This is a genomic window from Tunturiibacter gelidiferens (assembly GCF_051013345.1).
Taxonomy (GTDB): domain Bacteria; phylum Acidobacteriota; class Terriglobia; order Terriglobales; family Acidobacteriaceae; genus Edaphobacter; species Edaphobacter gelidiferens_A.
Genome location: NZ_CP132939.1, coordinates 964,387 through 985,430, shown reverse-complemented (window position 1 = coordinate 985,430; position 21,044 = coordinate 964,387). Strand labels below are relative to the sequence as shown.

The window sequence follows — 21,044 nt, the reverse complement described above, 5'->3', positions numbered from 1 at the left end:
TGTAAATCATTGCCCAAATTACATAAATCAGCTGCATTGCAGGTAGTGATCTTCGCCGAGTAACGTTCTCCCGAATCAAGCTCAACCCATCTGCCGTCGGTAAGCACCTCGACCGTTGTCATATCATTCTTTCGGCCGGTCGATCGGTTCAGGTGGTTCAGCCTATACGTACGGGAGGATCGTCATGATTGATAGAAAAGGTCGGACAAGCCAGTCGCGCAGTGCAAGAGTTGGAAAGCTCTTTGTTTCGTTGATCTTGCTTCTAGGCTGTGTAAGCGCGCGGGCGCAAACCACAGGATCGCTGTTGGGTGTAGTGACCGATCAGGGGGTGCAGGTGTTCCTGATGCAAAGGTCCATGTGACCAATACTGAAACCGGCTTCATCAAAGATGCGTTCTCGACTGCGGAGGGAACCTATTCGATTCCCTTATTGCCAGTCGGTCATTACTCGGTATCCGTAGAAGCGAGAGGCTTCAAGTCGTTTATCAAGACTGACATCTTCATTCCAGTTGCACAAAACATCCGCATCGACGTTCCGTTGCAAATCGGTGCGGTCAACCAATCTGTAACGGTTCAAGGCAACGCAGTGAATATCGAAACAACCAACGCGACGTTGGGTCAGACGATCGATACTGCTCGCCTCAATAGCCTTCCGCTGAACGGCCGCAATGCTTTAGGACTTCTTGGAACTCTACCTGGCGTGGCGGTTTCGAGTACTCCCACATATGTCACATGGGCACGTAGCGGTCCGTCATTTAGCATCTCCGGAAGCCGAACCGACTTTGCCAACCTAATGCTCGATGGCACGACCTTCACCGATGCCATCTCGAATACAAGCCAGAATCTTCCGACGGTAGACGCCCTGGAAGAGTTCCGAGTGCTCACCGACAGCTACGGCGCCAACTATGGCAGAGCCGGTGGCAGCGTCATTCTGGCAGTGACGAAGTCAGGAACAAATCAATTCCACGGTAGCCTCTGGGAATATCTGCGCAACGACGCGTTCGATGCTGCTAATGCGTTCACTCCTGCCGGAACGAGAAAGCCCATGCTTCGCCAGAACCAGTTCGGTGGTGATATCGGTGGTCCCGTCTTATTGCCAAAGTACAACGGTAAAAACAAGACGTTCTTCTTCTTTGGCTATGAAGGCCTTCGAATTCATCAACAGGCGCTGACAGTTGCTTTTCCGCTCACTGCAGCTGAACGCACCGGCGACTTTTCGGCATTGCTCCCTACTCAAGTCATCGTGAACCCCGCAACTGGTCTACCGTACCCGGGCAACAAAATCCCCGCTAACCAAATCGACAGCGTTGCGACAAACGTGCTGAATCTGTATGTACCGACGCCCAATCAGCCCGATGGAAGTCTACGGCTCGCGCAAGCCGTCCCCACCACTGCGAACCAGTATATCTTCAAGATCGATCAGGCTATCGGCGCCAAGGACAGAGTATGGTTCCGCTTATTCCGGAACAACACTTCGAGCGTTTCACCAGGGTCGATTCCATTCTTCGCAAGCCCGTCGAGCGGAAACTTCCAGAGCTATGCGGTCAATTGGACTCACACCTTCAGCGCCAATCTACTCAACCAGGCCCAGTTTTCGTACTCCCGTCCGGAAGGAATTTCGGATACCACGAAGAACGGCCAATCGGCCCAGCAACTCGGAATCAATGCCAATGGCTTCACTCCGTATCCTCAGACTCCGGGCATCAGCACAAGCGGCTTCTCGTTGGGTTCGGGCTGGTTCATCGATGAACCGTCGTATTTTCGCCAGATCGATGACACACTTTCTTGGATTCGCGGAAAACACGACATTCAGACGGGCATCATGATCAACTACCAGGGAAATGGGGACCTTGCTTATCCCGCGATGGGGTTGAGTTTTACTGGCTTGTACACGGGCAATTCAGCGGCTGATTTCCTGATCGGCCGTCCGCAAAACTTCAACGTCACGACTACGATTATCGACGACGGCACTTCCACCGTTGTCCAGCCCTTCATCCAAGACAACTACCATCTGACCAAAAGGCTTACCGTCGATCTTGGACTCCGCTGGGCGTACCAAACGCCCTGGACCCAAAAGCACGGAAACGTTTCGACCTTCACCTATACACCCGGCGCTCAATCCACGGTGTACCCGACAGCTCCGCCGCAACTTGTCGTTCCTGGAGACAAGGGCGTCCTGCCAGGACTATACCAAGGCTGGAAGGGGGTGCAGAACCGCGCATCGGCTTTGCGTGGGATATCTTCGGCGACGGCTCAACGTCATTACGCGGCGCATGGGGACTGTTTCATGCCGCAATCAACGAAGAAGTCGAAGCTATTCAAACGAACAACGAACCGTTCCTCGTAAGCTTCAGCACCGCGCCGCCTTCCACCGAAAATCCCTGGGGAAGTCAAACGGATCCCATACCCTATGACCCGAAGCATCCGAGCTTCGGACCGTTCCCGGGCATCACTCAGTCTTACATCGATCCGAACTATCGACCGGGGGATATTCAGCAATTCAATCTCAATATCCAGCATCGATTTGGCACAGACGTCTTTGCTGAGGTCGCCTATGTTGGAACCGTATCGCACCATCTTTATGACTCCCGCGACATCAACGCCGGGGTCTATAAGTCGGGTGCGACGGAAGACAACGCACAGTCGCGGCGCCCGATCTTTCCTCAATACTACGGCAGCATGCCGGGCCTCTTCTCCGATACCAATGCAAACTACCATGCGCTCCAGACGAGTGTGCAAAAGAGGTTTGCCCATGGCTATTCGGTGCAGGGCTCGTACACCTGGGGCAAATCGATCGACAACAGGTCTCAATCGTTGCTTGGATCAGGTGCACAGGACCCGAACAACTGGGGACGGGCTGAACGTGGACTTTCCGACTTCAATGTTGGTCAAATCTTTGCTATCAATGGCATCTGGGACATCCCAACTCCGCAAGGAAATGGCTTCCTTAAGGCAGTAGCTGGGGGTGGAGGCTGAGCGGAATCTTCCGATATAACGGCGGATTACCTCAGTCCGTCTACTCGGGTCAGGACAACGCTCTGATCGGTTACTCTCGTCCGAACGGTGGCATGGAGCGGGCAAATCTCATTGGGCCACCAAACCTCGACTTCGGTCGCTCCCGTCGGACTCTGGAAGCTGAATATTTCAATACATCGTCCTTTGCGCAACCTGCTCCCGGTACGTTCGGCACAGTGGGACGCAACACAATTGTTGGACCAGGAGCGCTCCAGAACGACATTTCCATCATGAGGAAGTTTGGCCTGCCTCGTGAGTTCGGCGCCTTCCAGTTTCGCGCTGACCTCTTCAATCTGATGAACTGGACCAATCTTGGCCAACCGAATACGACGCTCAATTCTCCATCGTTTGGCCAAATCACCAGTGCCGGTGACCCACGAATCGCACAGTTCGCACTCAGATACGACTTCTAGGGTTGAGACTTCTGCAAGCGAGCTTCCGAATACGCGCCACTGTTGACCGTGGCGCGTTTCTCTTTTGTTGATGACAGAACTTTCTCGCCGCAAGCAAAAGTTGGTCAGCCAGCTTTGTTTCGGCTACTAATAGTACCCATGGCCCGCACGACACGAAGGATCGCACTCATCTATGACGCCCGATCGACGTATGACCTAAAAGTGATGTCGGGAGTGGCAGCGTACCTTCAAGAGAACGACCACTACAGCGTCTTTATTGAAGAGAATGCGCTTAAGGACCAGCGACTACCCGACCTGAAGTCATGGGAGGGTGACGGAATCATTGGCAACTTTGACGATCCGGGAATTGCCCGGCAGGTCACCCAGGCACGACTGCCAGTCGTTGGTTTTGGGGGCGGATACGGATGGTATGTTGAAGGCTCTATCCCATACTTCTACACAAACAACAGGGCCATCGCGACGCTTACAGCTGACCATCTGCTTGATCGCGGGTTCAAGCACTTCGCCTACTGTGGCTATGCCAAGAGTCCGATTAACGGTTGGTCGCAGGAGCGCCAGGATGCCTTCGTGAGTTATCTGCGAAAACGGGCGACCACCTGTGCAGTCTTCGATCGTTTCCCTCGATCCAATCACCACTGGGCTACCTTCCAACGATCTCTGGGTGAGTGGCTGCAAGAACTTCCCAAACCTCTTGGTGTCATGGCGGCAAACGACAACCGCGGACGCCAGGTGCTCGAAGCGTGTCGCGCGTTCGAAATCGCGGTGCCCGATGATGTTGCGGTCGTGGGTGTCGACAACGACGAGCTCTTGTGCCGCCTGAGCAGCCCGCCTCTTAGCAGCGTGGAGCAGGGCGCCAAGGCGCTAGGCTATGCAGCCGCCGCTTTGCTTGCGCAGATGATCGAAGGTCACCATTCACGGAGGCGCCACTACGTCTCGGATCCCACCGGCATCGTGACGAGACAGTCATCAGATGTGTTGGCGATCGATGACCCTAAGGTCTCAGAAGCGATGACCTTCATACGCGACCATGCCTCAGAAGGAATCAAAGTCCCACAGGTTGTAAATGCGGTCGCAATCTCCAGGAGTGGACTTGAGACACGTTTTACTTCTGCTCTAGGGTATTCAATTCACGCGGCAATCGCTCAGACGCGCATGGAACGAGTAAAGCGACTCGTGTCAGAAACGGATCTGCCATTGAAGCAGATTGCTTCAGAAACCGGATTCAAATCGGTGCAACATATGACGACTCTTTTCGTACGGACATACGGCGAAGCCCCTGGAAGATATCGGCGCACTCCGACCCTTTGAGACCGTCAAGTTTCCTTGCTCCAAACGACAGCATAATTTGTTTACGCAAATCTATAAACGGATGACTAATTTAGATAAAGATGAATCATTGAATTGGGATGCTTGTAGTAGGTACCCTGCGGGGTATGGTTTTTGCAACCCCAGTCCGACGATTCGGGAATCATCAGCATCTGCCTGGATATACAAAAGCCCATTCCACCTCAAACCGCGGAGCAGCCTCAGAGGAAATAAGAGATGAACGGAAACAAACATTTTGCCCACTATCCGAGCTTGCGCGACCAGACGACACTGATTACTGGGGGAGCGTCCGGAATTGGTTCTGCGATGGTCGAGGAGTTTGCTCTGCAGGGGGCCAAAGTAGCGTTTCTGGATATAGCCAGCGGGCCAGCGGAAAAACTCATTCACTGTCTCGACGGTCGGTCAGCCCACAAGCCCCTGTTTGTTGCGTGCGACATCACGAACATCGACCTTTTGAAGTCGTCGATACAGAAGGTCCAAGACCACTTCGGCCCGATTCGAGTCCTGGTCAATAATGCTGCCAACGATGACAGGCATCAATTGAACGAGGTAACCACGGAATATTGGGACAACCGAATGAATGTGAACCTCCGGCATCACTTCTTCGCAATCCAAGCTGTGAGTGACGGAATGACTTCGGCGGGAGGTGGCTCGATTATCAATATGAGCTCGATTGCCTGGATGATCCCTTCTACCGGTCTTCCGGCCTATGTGACTGCCAAGGCGGGAATCGTCGGGCTGACCCGCGCGATGGCCCATCAACTCGGGTCCTCGAACATTCGGGTGAACTGTGTTTTGCCAGGAGCCATTCTGACCGAACGTCAGAAGGAGCTTTGGTGGAGCCCTGAGTATGAGGAGGAGATCATGGATAGGCAAGCACTAGCCCGATCCATCCTTCCGTCAGACGTCGCCAGGATGGTTCTGTTCCTCGCAGCCGACGACAGCTCAGGTATCACCAATCAAGGCTTCATCGTCGATGGCGGCTGGGTCTAGGAGCGGAGACTACATGACTTCCTGCTGCCCGCATTTCCTCACTTCGATCCACTCCTTACATATGCATCCCTGGGGGAAACAATGAAGCGCCGAGAGTTTATAGGACTAGCCGGAAGGCTTGTCGGAGGGGCGACGTTGGGACCTGCAATCACCTCCCTCGAATCAGCAGTAGCCGAACCCGCAAGACCTGCAGATCTCAAATTGAAAATTGCTCCCCATACACTCGAGATTGCAAAGGGCATCAGCATCAAGACTACGGCGTATAACGACCAGGTACCTGGCCCTGTCTTGCGAGTCCGCAAAGGAAAGCCGATCTCAATCGAGGTCAAGAACGCGACCTCGAACGCTGACCTCGTCCATTGGCATGGTCTCGCGACCGATACCCTCAACGACGGGGCCATGGAAGAAGGCTCTCCGATGATTGCTCCCGGACAAACACTTACCTACCATGTGACGCCCAATCCCGGCGGAACTCGTTGGTACCACACCCACGCAATGGCTGGCGCAAATTTGGCATTGGGATCGTATAGCGGTCAGTTCGGCTTCCTTTTGATCGATGATGGGCGAGATCGTGGGGACTACGATCGCGAGGTTAATCTTGCGATCCATCATTGGGAACCATCCCTCGCCCCCATGGTGGAGACGATGCGCGAAATGTCCGCGAATCACCCCCAGACTACGGGGTCCGATGTCGTCTACAAGTACGCCACTATTAACGAGCATATGCTTGGCGCCGGGGAACCAATCCGTGTCAGACATGGCGAACGCATACTCATGAGACTGCTGAACGCCAGCGCAACCGAGAATGTCATCCTGGCTCTGCCGGGACACACCTTTAGGATCACCGCCCTTGATGGAAATCCAGTTCCAAATCCTTGTTCCGTTGAAGTGGTATCTCTGTCAGTGGCGGAACGCATCGACGCTGTTGTCGAGATGAACAACCCTGGAGTCTGGACTCTTGGATCAACCAACCAGAAGTCGCGCGCGATGGGTCTCGGAGTAGTCGTCGAATACGCCGGCCAATCTGCATCTCCCGTTTGGAAGGACCCTGCCCCCTCGGAATGGGATTACATTCAGTTCGGTACGCAATCCAAGGCTGCGGCGCCTGACAGGCAGTTTGAATTAACATTTCGCGATGTCGGCCCAGTTCAGGGGTCGCAGTTCGACACGTGGACGATCAACAACAAATCGTGGCCCAATATCGAACCACTCGTAGTCAAGTCCGGGGAGCGCTGCAGATTGATCTTTCGCAACGGAAGTGGCGATCAACACCCAATGCACCTCCATCGACATACGTTCGAGGTTACTCGTATCGGCGACACACAACTGAGCGGCTTATACAAGGATGTCATCAACGTCATGCCGCTCGACAGCGTGGCAGTTGACTTTGTGGCGAACAACCCCGGAGATACTCTACTTCATTGCCATCAGCAGCTGCATATGGATTATGGCTTCATGCAGTTGATCAAGTATGGTGGCTAGATTTCAGAACTTTCGGCCGCAGCTCCCGACCAGTGGTCAGGGGGCGGGAGGCACGATGAAAACTAAAACGACAAACGCGGTGATTCTTTCTACTGTCCTATTGGCATGCTTTGCAGGAAGTCGCTGGATACCGGGTGCCTCGGCACATCACTCTCCCGCTGCATCAAAGACTGTCGTTACTGATTGGCCCAGCTTCGGAGGTCAGCCTTCCAACGATCACTATTCAGAGCTTAACCAGATCGATCGCAAGAACGTCTCGAAGCTCAAGGTAGCTTGGACCTATGAGACAGGCGAAGACGGAGGGATGGAGACGAATCCACTCGTTGTAGGGAGAACCTTGTATTCCTACACGCCCTCTCAGAAGGTCATTGCGCTCGACGCGGTTACTGGCAAACTTCTATGGAAATTTGACTCAGGAATAGTAGCCGAACAGCCTGTGCGCGGCATGTCTTACTGGACCGATGGCAAGGATGCCCGGCTTCTTGCCGGCATAATGAACTATCTGTACGCGCTCGATCCGAAGACTGGGAAACCCATTGCCGATTTTGGAGAGAATGGTCGCATTGATTTGAGAAAAGGGCTGCGCGGTGATTACAAGCTTGCGTCGATAGCTCTTACCACTCCGGGAATCATCTACAAAGACCTGATCATCGTCGGTGGCGAGATGCCTGAAACCTTGCCGGCAGTGCCTGGCGACATTCGAGCCTACGACGTACACACCGGAGCCACCCGTTGGACGTTCCATACGATTCCTCATCCAGGTGAGTATGGATATGAAACCTGGCCGACAGATGCCTATCTGCATTCGGGAGCTGCGAACAACTGGGCTGGTATGACTCTCGACGCAGAGAGAGGATCGTTTACATTCCAACCGGGTCTGCGGCATTCGACTTTTACGGCGGCGACCGTCTTGGCAACGATCAATTCGCAAACACGCTGCTCGCTCTCGATGCTGCGACTGGTGGAAGAATTTGGCACTTTCAGGGCGTACATCACGACGTTTGGGATAGAGACTTTCCTGCAGCTCCGTCACTAGTGACCGTTCGTCGGGACGGAAAAACCGTCGATGCCGTAGCCCAGACCACAAAACAGGGATTTATTTACCTTTTCGACCGTCAAACCGGCACTCCTCTCTTTCCGATCGAGGAACGCAGGTATCCCGCAAGCACTACGCCGGGAGAGGTTACATCGCCAACGCAACCCCATCCACTAAAACCCGAGCCATATGCAAGGCAGATCTTGACCGAAGATATGCTCACAAATCGCACGCCGGAGTCGCACGAGTGGGCCGTCAAACAATTTCGAACCTTCCGCAGTGAAGGACAGTTCGTTCCGTTTGGACTCGACAAGCAGACGATCCTCTTTCCTGGCTTTGACGGAGGAGCCGAGTGGGGCGGCCCCGCCGTTGATATCAAGACTGGCGTCATCTATATCAACGCCAACGAAATGGCCTGGACCGGTGGCCTGCAAGATATCAACGCGGTGAAAGACCCTGGAGAGGCTACCTACCGGAGCCAGTGCAGTATTTGTCACGGCGCTGATCGTACAGGTTCGCCTCCGGGATTCCCATCGCTTGTCGGTGTCGACAAACGGCTTTCGGACACACAAATAGAGTCGATCGTTCATCACGGTAAAGGAAGAATGCCGACTTTTCCGAACCTCGACGATACGCAGCTTAGTAAGTTGTTGGCGTACCTCAAGAATCCAGGGGCCGGTTCAAGCGCACCTTCAACCGATAAGAAAGAGATGGCATCCGTGGCCACAGGCTCTGTGAAACCGGACTCCATCGGTGGAGACGTGTATGAAAAACGGTGCGCGATTTGCCATGGAGAAAAGCAAGAGGGTATCCCTCCGTCCTTTCCGATGGTCTTGGGAGTCGGACAACGTCTGTCACATCAGCAACTCGTAGACGTAATCCATGACGGTCGCGGCAGGATGCCTGGCTTCCCGAAGCTTCAACCGGATGCTCTCAACGCTCTTCTGAAATTTCTCGGAGCACCGGACCTAAACGCTCCTCTACGCAAGCAAGCTCCGGAGTACAGCTTCACCGGGTATCGAAAGTTCCTTGATCTCGATCACTATCCGGCAATCGCTCCTCCCTGGGGAACGTTGAACGCAATCGATCTCAATACCGGCGAATACCTTTGGAAGGTGCCTCTGGGTGAATATCCGGATCTGGCAGCCAAGGGCATAAAGAACACCGGGTCGGAAAACTACGGTGGCCCCATCGTGACTGCCGGCGGCGTGGTGTTTATCGGTGCCACCCTCTACGACTATAAGTTCCGTGCGTTCGACTCCAAGACCGGCAAGTTGTTATGGGAAACCATACTTCCTTACGCTGGCAGGGCAACACCTGCAACCTACATGGTCGATGGCAAGCAGTACGTCGTCGTCGCCACGGGTGGTGGGCGATATCAGACTGCCCCCGCAAAGGGTGTTTACGTAGCATTTGCACTACCCTAACGTCCCGCTGCCGCTCGACTCGGTTGCGGACCATTGAGTTGGGCAGCCAATCAAGAAACAGAAGGAGAAAGGAACCCACTATGATCGCTCCTACGACCCGCAGAACATTTCTGTCTAGAGGTGCCGTAACGGTTGCGGGCACTGCTATTGCCGGCTCGCTCACGCCAATGCTTTGGGCCGAGCCGCTTGTCACCTATCCCGGAATTCAGCTTTACACCGTCGACAAGGAACTCAAGGCCGACATCAATGGCACTCTTGCTACCATTCGAGCCATTGGCTACAAGGAAGTCGAAGGAGCGGGCTTCGCAGGTCTCACGGCAAAGCAGTTCAAGACAGCCTTGGACACGGCCGGACTCAAATGCAATAGCACACATTTCTTCAACTTTGGAGACGGAGATCCGGCCCCGATCTTTGAACAAGCAAACACACTCGGCGTCCGGTATGTGGTGAGCTCGTTTATTGGGAAGTACGGCCAAAACGGGTCGGGCGGCGAGGCCGGCGCAGACGAATACAAGGCATTGGCGGATTTCTTCAACCAGCTGGGCGCTTCAGCCAATAAGGCCGGTCTCCAACTCGCCTATCACAACCACAACACCGAATTCAAAGATCTGGGACAGGGAAAAGTTGGATATGACATCTTGATCGAGTCAACGGATCCCAATCTAGTGAAACTAGAACTTGACTGCGGATGGATCAGCGCCGCTGGCTACAATCCAGTCGACTACTTCAAGCGCTACCCGAATCGTTATCGCATGGTGCATATTAAAGACTTCATCAAGCCCTCCAAACCAAGCACTTCTCTTGATCACTCTGAAGTACCGCAAGGGACCGTACTCGGAACCGGATACATCAAATACAAGCCCATATTGGCAACCGCCAAGACTGCAGGAGTGGAGCACTTCTTTGTAGAGCAAGAGCCCCCGTTTATCGGCACGACCGCGATCGAAGCCGCGAAGAAGGACTATCAGTATCTCGAGTCAATCTCTAAATAAGAGTATCAATCGGGCCACCGTAGCTCCGTCGCCTTTTCACCCAAGACATCGCACTCATTTTCAGTTGATCCCACTCGAGAGAAAACATGAAACTACTTCGCTTTGGCCCCTTAGGAAATGAACGCCCCGGCGTTCTCGACCAGCACAACCAGATACGCGATCTGAGCGGAATCCTCACCGATATATCGAAGGACGCTCTCCTCCCTGCATCTATCGAACGTCTCCGGAACCTGGACCTGGAAGATCTCCCACTTGTCGCAGGTCAGCATCGGATCGGCGCATGCGTCGGATTCGTAGGGAAGTTCATCTGCATCGGTCTCAACTACTCCGATCACGCAGCTGAGGCAGGAATGGCGGTCCCTAAGGAACCCGTCATCTTCATGAAGGCGACTTCGGCCATCTGCGGACCGGACGATAACATCGTGATCCCCAGGGGGTCCCTCAAGACCGACTGGGAAGTTGAACTTGGCGTTGTGATTGGGAAGCCCGCGAAGTATATAAGCGAGGCCGACGCTCTGTCCTACGTTGCCGGATACTGCGTGATCAATGACGTGTCCGAACGCGCATTTCAGCTCGAAGGCACTGGGCAGTGGACGAAGGGAAAAAGTGCAGACACCTTCGGACCAATCGGTCCGTGGCTGGTCACGGCGGATGAGATTCGAGATCCCCAGGCGCTCGACATGTGGCTTGAGATTGACGGCCACCGATTTCAACACGGGAATACAAAGACGATGGTCTTCGGAGTGTCCCGTTTAGTCAGCTACCTAAGTCAATACATGAGCCTCCAGCCAGGCGACATAGTCTCTACCGGCACTCCCCGGGCGTAGGTATGGGGCAGAAACCTCCCATCTATCTCAAGGCGGGAAACAAGATTCGCCTCGAGATCGAAGGACTTGGCCAACAGAATCAAGTGGCCATTGCGGAGAGCGGCACGGACGTCAACTAACCCGCGTCCAATTTGCTCCTAAGCGACATGAGGCAAACAAGTCTTGTGATTACGAGTCAAGAACTTTGGGCCGCACGGAGGTAGCAGGTGAAGCTAGGCATATTGTCCGAACCGCCGGCGGACGCTTGGTGGATTTAGTCGATTGAGGTTATCAAGCTTGCTGGACCCTCAGCGCGCAGAACACTCTTCGGAGCCCGTCCGAGGACTGATCCATACAGTTTTCTTGCTTAGCCTCTTCCTATGAGACCTCAGTCCATCGGCCGCCGTCGCGATGGCTCTTGATCATGGCTTCGATCAGCAGGTGCGCGCGATACCCATCCGTAAATGTCGCTAACGCGCCAGGCTTCTCGGACGGCGCACCTCCGTTCGAGATCCAGTCATAGGCGTCACGCATCACGTTCGTGAAGGCATCAGCCCATGCCTCCTGATGCCCACCAGGAAGATGCGCATATTTACGTGCCGCGACACTCATCAGCGACGGATCTTTTGCCAGACGGCGGTTCGATTGGTTCTGATATCCGATCCAAAGCTCGTTCTGATTCTCCTGCTGCCATCCCACAGAGCAAGCAGCGCCATTGATCTGGAGCTGAAGATTGTTCTTGTGTCCAGGTAGCACCTGCCCTACGGAGAAGCAACCCTTCGCACCGTTTTCGAAGCGCAGCAATACACTGGCAAGGTCCTCTCCGGAAACAGAGATGCGCTCAGCCTGTTCGTTCTTAGTTTGAGCAGAAGCCTCTGCAGAGCCCGCAGAGGCATAACGAGAATCTACGACCGTAGTCAGTTCCGCCAAAACTGATTGTATTCTGCTTCCCGAGACGTGTTCCGCAAGATCGCACCAGTGAGATCCGATGTCCGCCAGTGCCGAACTCACACCGCCCTTTTCACTGTCCAACCGCCATGAGTAGACTCCTGGGTCTGTCATCCAATCCTGCAGATAGAAACCGTGAACGAAGCTAATCTTTCCAAGTTCCCCTGACGCAACCATACCGCGGGCTTGCTGCACAAGGGGGTTGCCGCGGTAGTTGAACGTGACGACGTGAGCGACGCCGGCCGTATGCGCAGCCTCCAGTAAGAGTCTCGCTTCTTCCGCGCTCAAGGCGAGAGGCTTGTCCGAAATAACATGCTTACCAGCCTTGAGCGCAGCCAGCGTCACAGGATAGTGCAGATGGTTCGGAGTAGTGTTATGGATGACCTGGACATTGGGATCGTCAACCAATTCCTGAAACGAGCCGTAAGCGCGATCGACATTTAATTGCTTTGCCTTGCGGGCGGTCGACTCTGCGGACGAACCCGCGATCGCTACTACATCCACGTAGCCTAGCCGGCGGACCGAATCAATGTGATGTGCTCCTACAAATCCCGGCCCGACAAGCCCCATGCCTATAGTCTTCATATCTCGTTCTCCGAATAATCGTGCTCTTGAACTCTTTATGACCGCTTCCGCCCCTTCGTCCCAGGCGCCCTCTTCTGCTCCAAAACCTTCACGTTCTTGCCCTCGAGTGATCGCTCAATATCTCGGTGAGAGCCCCGCAGTACAGAGTGCATAGCTTCTTCCGCCTGCTCGGCACTACCACTCTTAATGGCTGCATAGACAGTTCGATGCTTCACGAGAGAACGACTGTATGCTTTCTTATCTGCATTTGTGAGCTTGAAGCTCACCCTTAGTCCTGCCTGAATCAGAGCTCCGAAGGGACGCATAAAACTGTTGTCAGTCGCGTCGAGGATTGCCAAATGAAACCTGAGGTCCGCTTCAACAGTTGCCTCGGTTTTGCCCGTCGCACTCTCCATCTCCTGAAGTGCCTTCTCGATCTCGAGGATCTGATTCTTACTCGCGCGCTGCGCTGCCAGGTATGCGCATCCCGGCTCGATGATTCGACGAAGCTCAGTCAAATCACCGATCGCTCCTCGAACTCCGTTCTCCTCCGAGAACTTCCACGAGATGACATCCGGATCCAGAGAGTTCCAGTCCTGCGCGGGCCTGACACGTGTTCCGGTCTTCCGGCGCACCTCAATCAATCCTTTTGAAGCGAGAACCTTGATGGCTTCGCGGATGGCCGTGCGGCTCACGCCGAGCGACGTCCCTAAGGCTGCCTCAGTCGGAAAGACCGCGCCAGGAGCGTACTCGCCATTCATGATTTGAACGCCGAGGTACTCTGCGATCCGCAGATGGAGCCCCTGTTTCAGGCGTTCGCCTAAAAAGGCAGATTTCAATTGGTCGGTGTTTTTCACGGATTTATTATATGTATAACGAAAAGGAGTCTGACCTCAAGGCAATCAGATACTCCAGCCACCATCAACAATGAACGCTTGTCCCGTGGTGAAGTTCGACTCATCGGAAGCTAAGTACAAAGCTGCTGAAGCGATTTCCTCCGGTGTGCCCAGGCGTCCCATCGGCTGCCGCGCGATGAAATTTGCACGCGCTGTTTCAGCATTCCCCGTGCTCGCCATCCTGTCTCCGAGAGATGGAGTCTCTACCGTTCCGGGACAAATCGCGTTGCACCGTATTCCTTTTGTCACGAAATCGGCTGCAATCGCCTTTGTCAGCCCGATGACGGCTGCCTTTGTCGATGCATATGCGAATCGACTAGGAGCACCCTTCAAGCTCGATACAATCGACGACATGTTGATGATGCTTCCACGGCCATTGGCCAGCATTCCGGGCAGATAGCTCCGGCACGTCCGATACATCGAAGTTACATTCAGGTCGAAAGAAAAGTTCCAGTTGTCCTCCGTGCAATCAAGAATCGATCCCTGGTGGACATAGCCAACGCAGTTGAACAAAACATCCATCGGCCCGGTTTTCACCGCGATCTCTTCGATCGCCTTGGAGTCGCGGACGTCGAGCAATCGTGTCTGAATCAACGGATCTGCTGCTCGTAACGATTCTAGAGCGGCCTCATTGATATCGGTAGCCCATACCTTTGCGCCCTCACGCGAAAAGCTCAAAGCGGTTGCTCGCCCGATTCCTTGTCCTGCTGCTGTAATGAAAGCGGTCTTGCCTTCTAGTCGTCTTGACATAGGTTTGTTCTGTTGCACCTTTCTACTCTTACGAGATCCTAATCCGTGAGAGGAACTCAGGAACACCGGAAGTTCCACACTGAACTCTGAAGAGGGCTCCTGCAAAGTCGCCATCAGTCTCACGGATGCTCCCGCCCGCTGTCGTGATGTATAGGTCTTTGTAGTCGGGACCGCCAAACGCAACACTTGACGACTTTGGCGCTGGGACAAGAATTCGACTCCGCTGAGTACCATCCGCCGAAATCTGCACCACACACCCTCCATCCCACAAGGCACACCAGAGGTCGCCGTTCTCATCCCGCGTCATCCCGTCCGGCAATCCGTCCCCAACGGCAAAACGCACGAATGTTTTGCGATTCGAGATCGAACCGTCATCAATGGAATAGTCGAAATATGAGATTTCGCGGGCGAAGGAATCGGTGTGATAGAGGCCTTTTGCATCGGCAGTAAATGCCATTCCATTGGAGCAGAGAATCCCATCAAGTAAGAGATGGACGGAACCGTCCAAGTCGACCCTATACAAAGCTCCCGCCTGGGTTTCTGTGGACATCGTGCCGCAAAAGACTCTCCCCTCGGGTCGGCGATTACGTCGTTGAAGCGAGAATTCTCTTCTCTTGGTATTGAAGGAACGACCTCAGTCAGAGTCCCTCTCTCCAGATGGCAATTGTTCCTCTGTCCATGAACAATAAAAGCGAGCCATCCGCCTGAATTGTGAATCCGCCAACCGTTCGCCCCTCATAACACCGTTCATGAGCGCCTGTGCTCGGGTCGAAGCGGAAGATCCACCCTCTCGGAATGTCGCACCAGTACAGCTTTTGCTCAAATGGATGCCAGATGGGATTCTCCCCTGTGTCGCACGCGTAGTCGGCAACCAACGCTACCGCGCCATCAATGATGGGCAGTCTACTTAGCATCTGAACCTCGTCTCTCGATTATGCTAGTACCTCTGCAATGTGTACTGCACTTACACGGCTGTGATTTTGGCGAATGCGAATGAATTATGTCGTTCAACAAATGTTCGCCAAGAATGACGAATGGCGCAGATGAAGACATGATTCACACCCTCGTGTGGCAGTGGCTGAGCGTCCTGTTCAAGCTCGTCGAAGATCATATATATACTTAATTGTGTCTGTCCATTACATCATACGTATAGTTATAACGAGGAAGCCGCATATGCCCAGCGAAAAGCGAAAGTACAGATCCTCAGAGTGGTTCGGCCTCTCCGGTAAAGATGGTTTTATACACCGCAGTTGGATGCGCAACCAAGGATTTCCAGGGGACGTGTTCGACGGGCGACCCGTTATCGGCATCTGCAACACCGCCTCAGAACTGACCCCATGTAACGCCCACCTCCGAGCATTGGCCGAACGGGTCAAATACGGCGTTTGGGAAGCAGGCGGCTTCCCGCTCGAGTTCCCTGTGATGTCCACAGGGGAAACAAATCTCAGACCCACAGCCATGCTCTTTCGCAATCTTGTAAGCATGGATGTCGAAGAGAGTATTCGCGGCAACCCTATCGACGGTGTCGTATTGATGTGCGGCTGCGACAAGACGACGGCATCACTGGTCATGGGCGCGGCGAGTTGCGACGTGCCAACCATAGTGGTTTCCGGTGGTGCAATGCTCAATGGCAAGTTTCAGGGACAAGACATCGGATCTGGCACAGACATGTGGAGGTTCAGTGAAGACGTAAAAGCCGGCAAGATGTCGATGGAACAGTTCTACGAGGCAGAATCTTGCATGTCCCGTTCGGCAGGTCATTGCATGACCATGGGAACCGCATCCACAATGAGTGCCATGGCGGAATCGCTGGGGCTAGCGCTTCCCTTTAATTCCGCGATACCTGCAGTCGACTCAAGACGATCGGTCCTCGCGCACATGTCTGGCCGTCGCATTGTCGACATGGTACGAGAAGACCTAACCATGTCGAAGATTCTGACAAGGGAGTCGTTTGAAAATGCAATCCGGGTGAACGGAGCGGTGGGCGGTTCAACCAACGCAGTCATTCACCTGCTTGCGATCGCCGGCCGCATCGGAATCTCGTTAAACCTGGAGGACTGGGATCGCATCGGACATGACACCCCTACACTGGTAGACCTCAAACCATCTGGCCGTTTTCTGATGGAGGACTATTACTATGCGGGTGGGCTTCCTGCCGTTATCAAACAGCTTGGGGACCAAAGACTGCTCCACCGCGACGCCATGACTGTCAACGGGCGCACCATCTGGGAGAACTGCAAAGAGGCTCCTAACTGGAACAATGAGGTCATTCGCTCCACGGAGAACCCTGTCACGGCCAAGGGAGGCATAGCTGTACTGCGTGGAAACCTCGCTCCTAATGGAGCAGTTATCAAGCCTTCCGCGGCGTCGCCTCACCTTATGAAACATCGTGGAAAAGCTATAGTCTTCCAATCCATTGAGCACTATCGCGAAAGGATCGGCGACCCCAATCTCGATGTTGACGCAACTTCGATTCTTGTCCTCCAAAATTGTGGTCCAAAGGGTTATCCCGGAATGCCCGAGGTCGGAAACATGGGGCTACCGCCAAAGCTGTTGGAGCAAGGAATCACTGATATGGTCCGGATCTCGGATGCACGCATGAGTGGAACCGCCTACGGAACCGTCGTCCTTCATGTCTGCCCCGAAGCAGCCGCTGGAGGCCCGCTTGGGCTTGTACGAGAGGGAGACATCATCGAGATCGACGTTGCAGCGCGTTGCCTACATCTCGAGGTAACAGAAGATGAATTGGCCGCTCGCCGAGCTGCCTGGAAGCCGGATCTTCCACCCGTCCATGGAGGGTATCAGCGCCTATACGTTGAGCATGTAATGCAGGCATCTGAAGGAGCTGATCTGGACTTCCTTGTGGGATGTCGTGGCACGCACGTCCCTCGCGAGTCACACTAGGAAGCTAATTGTCGCTGCCATTGGACGCCGCGTATTCAGCGTAGGCATGCGGGACGCCCAAATCTCGACCACGATGAACGTTTATGGCAACGCGCTGATGAAAGCAAAGCGGGAAGCCAATGCGGCCGTCGTCAGCAAGCTATTGAGGAAGGCATAACCCAATGCGAACGTGCCCAAAAACAACCCAACCCAACGGAGACGCATGTGGTCTTCTTACGGTGGGTTAGTCTGGGTTGGCGTTTTCGTTAATTGCGGGGTACGATTTGAACCTGCGACCTTTGGGTTAGTCGTTATAAACGTCTCCGACGGGTAGCTCTGCATAGAAGAATACCAACCCACGGAGGTGTTTACCCTCCGTGACAAACCACAGTCGCGTGCGTGGGCCGATCCTCTCGTCAAAACGGACCTGGTAGCCAACCGTTCCGCCAACCTCTTCGCCCGGCTCCCACGCGACCCTTCGTGCAGCCAGGCGTGCCGCAATCCTGCGCGGCTCGAGCATGATAACTTCGCCGCTGACAAGAGTAGCCGGTGAAACACGGGTGGTCTTCCCGGCTACCGTTTGCGACTTGGCTCCGGAGGCGGTAAAACGATTGGCCGACTCTGGCGCAAAGACAGAGGCTTCCGCGCGAGAAGCGGCGGAAGGCAACGATTTCGTCCTCACCATGGTTCGTGATGACGACATTTCGAGGAAGGTATCAAAAGATCTCTCCAGAGATCGGCAACGTTCCAACCTTACCTACAACCTCCGGAGCAACTGGAGACTTAAGAATCCAATACCGGCTGACCACGTTGGATCAACCTGTCGTTCCGCGCTCAGGGATCAATCTCTTGGCTTATACGAAGGGGTATACGGTCAATCCCGCCGCGCCCGGGGCGTTTCCCGTTACCGAAATCCAAGTCCAGGACTTCTTCCGGCTGAGTACACCTTCCTCCATTTTTGTAGGAGTAAAGCTGAGACGCTCCGGGGTGGCCCGCTGACGCGGACGTCGATGCCTGGAAACCTGCAGCCAGTCCCGCTTGCACAGTGAAACACCTCGCTCGAGTCGATAATGGACAGTTCAGTGATGAGATCTGCAGAAGACTGCAGCGATCTCGGTGAGGAGACTGCAAGGAATCGCACCTCGGGCCGCACTCTCCGGCTATAAGGAGGCAACCAGGGTAAAGCGAGAAGAGAATGGAGCGCCGATCAGCGATTCTGGAGCCCGATGTCGCTGGAATCGATATTGGAGCGGAGGATTTTACGTATCCACCAAAGCCGATGGAAGCGGCCTTTAGGGACTCTTCTCCACGCAAGTTGGCCACCTTATCGTGTCACATTGGGATCCCGGCCAGCTTATGATGTTTTGCAGTGGGCCCTGCGTAAGAATTGGTGTTGAAGAGGAGCAGGATAGGCTGGCCAGCTTATCGTGTTTTTGGCCGCTTTATGATGTCTTTGTCAGTGGTGGTGTCAAAAACACCATAATTTGGCCAAATGGTCAGCTTATGGTGTTTTTTTGTCGTCGTGAGGAGGAATGACGAAACCGTAGGTGACGAGATGCGCGTTTCTCAGGACCAATCCGTATACCGATTCTTCAGGTTTGCTGACCGTGGCCCTTCACCTCAGCTCCAATGTCGTGTACGCCGGAAGAGACCAAGGCTGTAAATCACTGCTCAAATCGAGCACGCCGCTCGGCGCAATTCCACACAAACGTTGAAAGTCTCGGACCATGTGCATTTGATCGAAGTACCCAAACTCGTGGGCGATGCTTAACCACGTCCGCCCTGGAAAGAAACGCTTCGCGTCAAGCGCCTGCTGGAAGCGCGTCGTTCGTGCGAAGCTCTTCGGAGTCAACCCAATCTCTTCCAGAAACCTGCGTTCATATTGCCTCACACTGAGTCTCGCCTGGTCTGCGATCTCATCGATGCGGACCGCGCCCTTGCGGTCCAGCATGTGATGAGCGGTCCTTGCGATCAATGTGCGTCCACGCGCACGAGAGACAAATGGCGTCAGGTAGTGCTGGGCCGCAAGGACGCGCTCTTCGAAGGTCTCGCACTCGGCCAGCTTTGACCACATGTCCAGGACCTCTCGTCCTAGAAGGTCCTCTGCGTCGTAGTCCTTATTGAAAATAACGCTTGAGGGGATGCGAAAGAGCGGCCATAACGAGAGAGGCTTCAAGAAAATCGCGAATGCTAAGACATGACCGGAAAAACTGACGCCTCCGCAAGGAGGCGTCAGCCCGCCGAAGACGTAAGTCTTTGGAGCAAGTCTGCTTCGGCCATCCGGATAGTCAAGGACCGCCTGACCGTCGAAGTAAAAGGCTATCCCCTGCTGCAAGCTGGAGCTATTGGGCTGCGAGAACGCTGCGCCGCCGCAGTCCATCTCGCGCTGCGCAAACACCTCGATAAACTCGCTCAGCTCAGGTTGAGGCTTTGCTGTCTGGATCGTGCGCACGAGGTGCCCTCCTTCTCAGCGGGCTCGTGATCGACGAACGTCTTATATAAAAGTATTTTAGGCCGTTTTCTGAACACCCCCATATAAAATGTCGCGTTTTTACTAGGCTGGCGTCCTCAGCTCAGCAGATAGTCGTTCGTGATGGACTTGTCGCCAAATCGACACACCCGAGGGACACCATGACGATCCGAGCAATACTGCGTCACGCCGCAAAGCCAACTCTACTTGCACTGACTCTTCTGCCTCACGCAGGGATGTTTAGCCAGTCTTCGCAGACAAAGAATCTGACCGTTCCAAAGACCTGGGACGACACGGAGATGGACAAGCTCGAAGTCCCCTGGCCAATCCAATCGGTTCCCCCAAACACGTCTCAGCCGACTACTATTACCGGATTCCAGTGCGGCCGATCTACAAGCAGTATCCCGTCTACGCACCCGGCCGCGAACCTGCAGGATACATGGAATGGCTCAAGCAACAGGAGCCAATCGTCCTCTGGGACGGCACGACACACAAACCGAAGCTGAAAACTCAAGCCGACTGGATCAAGGCCGGCGAGATCGTCCTCGACGCACCCATCATCTACTCCACCGAGCATAAGGGTGGATTTCGCATGGAGGACGTGACCAACCCCGCGTTCTACGAAAAGATCAGCATGCCCCTGACCCCCGACGGCATCATGCCCTTTATGCACTATGTCATCCGTGAAAAAGGCACAGTCGAGCTAGGCTCGTTCGGTTGTGTCATGTGCCATACGCGAGTAACGTCAGGCGGCAGTGTAGTCAAAGGGGCACAGGGAAACCTTCCCTTCGGCCCCGCGCTGGCGCAGGCAGACTCTTTTCCTTTCCCAGTTTTGGAGGCGCTATTTGGCATGCCTTGGATGACCCCAGACCCCGCTGATCGCATGAAGTCTCTCTCCGAGGACCAGATGCGAGCACTTTTGCCTCGGTCCCCGCCGGGGTCGCTGCTCGCCATCGGGGAAGTCTCTCCGAGCCTATCCAAGTACCCAACCTGATCGGCGTCGCGGACCGCCGCTATCTGGACCGCACCGGGCTCCAGCAGCAG

General features: G+C 54.4%; 19 protein-coding genes and 1 pseudogene. 13 read left to right on the top strand and 7 right to left on the bottom strand.

Features of this window, described 5'->3' with window-relative positions; genetic code table 11:
- The first annotated feature begins 267 nt into the window (after nt 1-267).
- The 10 genes from RBB80_RS04615 (at nt 268) to RBB80_RS04570 (ending at nt 11,510) form a co-directional block, all read left to right on the top strand.
- Nucleotides 268-2,346 (top strand): carboxypeptidase regulatory-like domain-containing protein, encoded by a 2,079-nt coding sequence (locus RBB80_RS04615; RefSeq protein WP_433969494.1) that lies wholly within the window; start codon nt 268-270, stop codon nt 2,344-2,346.
- 332 nt (nt 2,347-2,678) lie between these two features.
- Complete coding sequence (locus tag RBB80_RS04610) at nt 2,679-2,975, top strand: hypothetical protein (protein WP_433967115.1); 297 nt, start codon at nt 2,679-2,681, stop codon at nt 2,973-2,975.
- A 92-nt stretch (nt 2,976-3,067) separates the two neighbouring features.
- Nucleotides 3,068-3,427 (top strand): hypothetical protein, encoded by a 360-nt coding sequence (locus tag RBB80_RS04605; RefSeq protein ID WP_433967114.1) that lies wholly within the window; start codon nt 3,068-3,070, stop codon nt 3,425-3,427.
- 138 nt (nt 3,428-3,565) lie between these two features.
- Nucleotides 3,566-4,735, top strand: a complete 1,170-nt coding sequence (locus RBB80_RS04600) for a substrate-binding domain-containing protein (protein WP_433967113.1) — start codon at nt 3,566-3,568, stop codon at nt 4,733-4,735.
- A gap of 234 nt (nt 4,736-4,969) precedes the next feature.
- On the top strand, nt 4,970-5,746 hold the full coding sequence (locus RBB80_RS04595; protein WP_433967112.1) for an SDR family NAD(P)-dependent oxidoreductase: 777 nt from the start codon (nt 4,970-4,972) through the stop codon (nt 5,744-5,746).
- An 81-nt stretch (nt 5,747-5,827) separates the two neighbouring features.
- Nucleotides 5,828-7,228, top strand: a complete 1,401-nt coding sequence (locus RBB80_RS04590) for a multicopper oxidase family protein (protein ID WP_433967111.1) — start codon at nt 5,828-5,830, stop codon at nt 7,226-7,228.
- Nucleotides 7,229-7,283: 55 nt separating this feature from the next.
- A complete protein-coding gene (locus RBB80_RS04585) occupies nt 7,284-8,264 on the top strand; it encodes a PQQ-binding-like beta-propeller repeat protein (RefSeq protein ID WP_433967110.1) in 981 nt (326 codons plus the stop codon).
- Between the two features lie 215 nt (nt 8,265-8,479).
- Nucleotides 8,480-9,691 carry a c-type cytochrome gene (locus RBB80_RS04580; protein WP_433967109.1) on the top strand — a complete coding sequence of 404 codons (1,212 nt, stop codon included), beginning with the start codon at nt 8,480-8,482 and terminating at the stop codon, nt 9,689-9,691.
- 80 nt (nt 9,692-9,771) lie between these two features.
- Nucleotides 9,772-10,683 (top strand): sugar phosphate isomerase/epimerase family protein, encoded by a 912-nt coding sequence (locus RBB80_RS04575; protein ID WP_433967108.1) that lies wholly within the window; start codon nt 9,772-9,774, stop codon nt 10,681-10,683.
- 86 nt (nt 10,684-10,769) lie between these two features.
- Nucleotides 10,770-11,510 carry a fumarylacetoacetate hydrolase family protein gene (locus tag RBB80_RS04570; protein WP_433967107.1) on the top strand — a complete coding sequence of 247 codons (741 nt, stop codon included), beginning with the start codon at nt 10,770-10,772 and terminating at the stop codon, nt 11,508-11,510.
- Between the two features lie 357 nt (nt 11,511-11,867).
- Here RBB80_RS04570 and RBB80_RS04565 read toward each other — a convergent pair whose 3' ends face one another.
- The 5 genes and pseudogenes from RBB80_RS04565 to RBB80_RS04545 form a co-directional block, all read right to left on the bottom strand.
- Nucleotides 11,868-13,022 (bottom strand): Gfo/Idh/MocA family protein, encoded by a 1,155-nt coding sequence (locus RBB80_RS04565; protein ID WP_433967106.1) that lies wholly within the window; start codon nt 13,020-13,022, stop codon nt 11,868-11,870.
- Nucleotides 13,023-13,057: 35 nt separating this feature from the next.
- The gene (locus tag RBB80_RS04560; protein ID WP_433967105.1) at nt 13,058-13,840 is read right to left on the bottom strand and encodes a FadR/GntR family transcriptional regulator; all 783 of its coding nucleotides are present in this window, start codon (nt 13,838-13,840) and stop codon (nt 13,058-13,060) included.
- 63 nt (nt 13,841-13,903) lie between these two features.
- Nucleotides 13,904-14,647, bottom strand: coding sequence for an SDR family oxidoreductase (locus tag RBB80_RS04555; protein WP_433967104.1), 744 nt, complete (start codon nt 14,645-14,647; stop codon nt 13,904-13,906).
- A gap of 28 nt (nt 14,648-14,675) precedes the next feature.
- Nucleotides 14,676-15,215 (bottom strand): annotated as a pseudogene (locus RBB80_RS04550) (SMP-30/gluconolactonase/LRE family protein); the annotation flags it as partial.
- Nucleotides 15,216-15,285: 70 nt separating this feature from the next.
- Nucleotides 15,286-15,561: an SMP-30/gluconolactonase/LRE family protein gene (locus RBB80_RS04545; protein ID WP_433967103.1), complete on the bottom strand. Its 276-nt coding sequence runs from the start codon at nt 15,559-15,561 to the stop codon at nt 15,286-15,288.
- A gap of 259 nt (nt 15,562-15,820) precedes the next feature.
- On the opposite strand from RBB80_RS04545, the gene RBB80_RS04540 reads away from it, so the two are divergent.
- Nucleotides 15,821-17,551, top strand: coding sequence for an IlvD/Edd family dehydratase (locus tag RBB80_RS04540; protein WP_433967102.1), 1,731 nt, complete (start codon nt 15,821-15,823; stop codon nt 17,549-17,551).
- Between the two features lie 283 nt (nt 17,552-17,834).
- Here the strand turns inward: RBB80_RS04540 and RBB80_RS04535 are convergent, their stop codons facing one another.
- Nucleotides 17,835-18,197, bottom strand: coding sequence for a hypothetical protein (locus RBB80_RS04535; RefSeq protein ID WP_433970137.1), 363 nt, complete (start codon nt 18,195-18,197; stop codon nt 17,835-17,837).
- Here RBB80_RS04535 and RBB80_RS04530 point away from each other — a divergent pair.
- Nucleotides 18,091-18,579, top strand: coding sequence for an NAD(P)-binding domain-containing protein (locus tag RBB80_RS04530; protein WP_433969492.1), 489 nt, complete (start codon nt 18,091-18,093; stop codon nt 18,577-18,579). The genes RBB80_RS04535 and RBB80_RS04530 overlap by 107 nt on opposite strands.
- Before the next feature lie 566 nt (nt 18,580-19,145).
- Here the strand turns inward: RBB80_RS04530 and RBB80_RS04525 are convergent.
- Nucleotides 19,146-19,982, bottom strand: coding sequence for a helix-turn-helix domain-containing protein (locus RBB80_RS04525; protein WP_433967101.1), 837 nt, complete (start codon nt 19,980-19,982; stop codon nt 19,146-19,148).
- Between the two features lie 397 nt (nt 19,983-20,379).
- Between RBB80_RS04525 and RBB80_RS04520 the strand changes: the two genes are divergently transcribed.
- Complete coding sequence (locus tag RBB80_RS04520) at nt 20,380-20,994, top strand: hypothetical protein (RefSeq protein WP_433967100.1); 615 nt, start codon at nt 20,380-20,382, stop codon at nt 20,992-20,994.
- Nucleotides 20,995-21,044: the final 50 nt, after the last annotated feature.

What these genes read in the sequence shown, in the direction of transcription:
- RBB80_RS04610 (WP_433967115.1), top strand. Translation starts at nt 2,679, where the DNA reads ATGCCGGGCCTCTTCTCCGATACCAATGCAAACTACCATGCGCTCCAG.
- RBB80_RS04605 (WP_433967114.1), top strand. Translation starts at nt 3,068, where the DNA reads ATGGAGCGGGCAAATCTCATTGGGCCACCAAACCTCGACTTCGGTCGC.
- RBB80_RS04595 (WP_433967112.1), top strand. Translation starts at nt 4,970, where the DNA reads ATGAACGGAAACAAACATTTTGCCCACTATCCGAGCTTGCGCGACCAG.
- RBB80_RS04580 (WP_433967109.1), top strand. Translation starts at nt 8,480, where the DNA reads ATGCTCACAAATCGCACGCCGGAGTCGCACGAGTGGGCCGTCAAACAA.
- RBB80_RS04585 (WP_433967110.1), top strand. Translation starts at nt 7,284, where the DNA reads ATGAAAACTAAAACGACAAACGCGGTGATTCTTTCTACTGTCCTATTG.
- RBB80_RS04600 (WP_433967113.1), top strand. Translation starts at nt 3,566, where the DNA reads ATGGCCCGCACGACACGAAGGATCGCACTCATCTATGACGCCCGATCG.
- RBB80_RS04590 (WP_433967111.1), top strand. Translation starts at nt 5,828, where the DNA reads ATGAAGCGCCGAGAGTTTATAGGACTAGCCGGAAGGCTTGTCGGAGGG.
- RBB80_RS04575 (WP_433967108.1), top strand. Translation starts at nt 9,772, where the DNA reads ATGATCGCTCCTACGACCCGCAGAACATTTCTGTCTAGAGGTGCCGTA.
- RBB80_RS04545 (WP_433967103.1), bottom strand. Translation starts at nt 15,561, where the DNA reads ATGCTAAGTAGACTGCCCATCATTGATGGCGCGGTAGCGTTGGTTGCC.
- RBB80_RS04565 (WP_433967106.1), bottom strand. Translation starts at nt 13,022, where the DNA reads ATGAAGACTATAGGCATGGGGCTTGTCGGGCCGGGATTTGTAGGAGCA.
- RBB80_RS04540 (WP_433967102.1), top strand. Translation starts at nt 15,821, where the DNA reads ATGCCCAGCGAAAAGCGAAAGTACAGATCCTCAGAGTGGTTCGGCCTC.
- RBB80_RS04555 (WP_433967104.1), bottom strand. Translation starts at nt 14,647, where the DNA reads ATGTCAAGACGACTAGAAGGCAAGACCGCTTTCATTACAGCAGCAGGA.
- RBB80_RS04570 (WP_433967107.1), top strand. Translation starts at nt 10,770, where the DNA reads ATGAAACTACTTCGCTTTGGCCCCTTAGGAAATGAACGCCCCGGCGTT.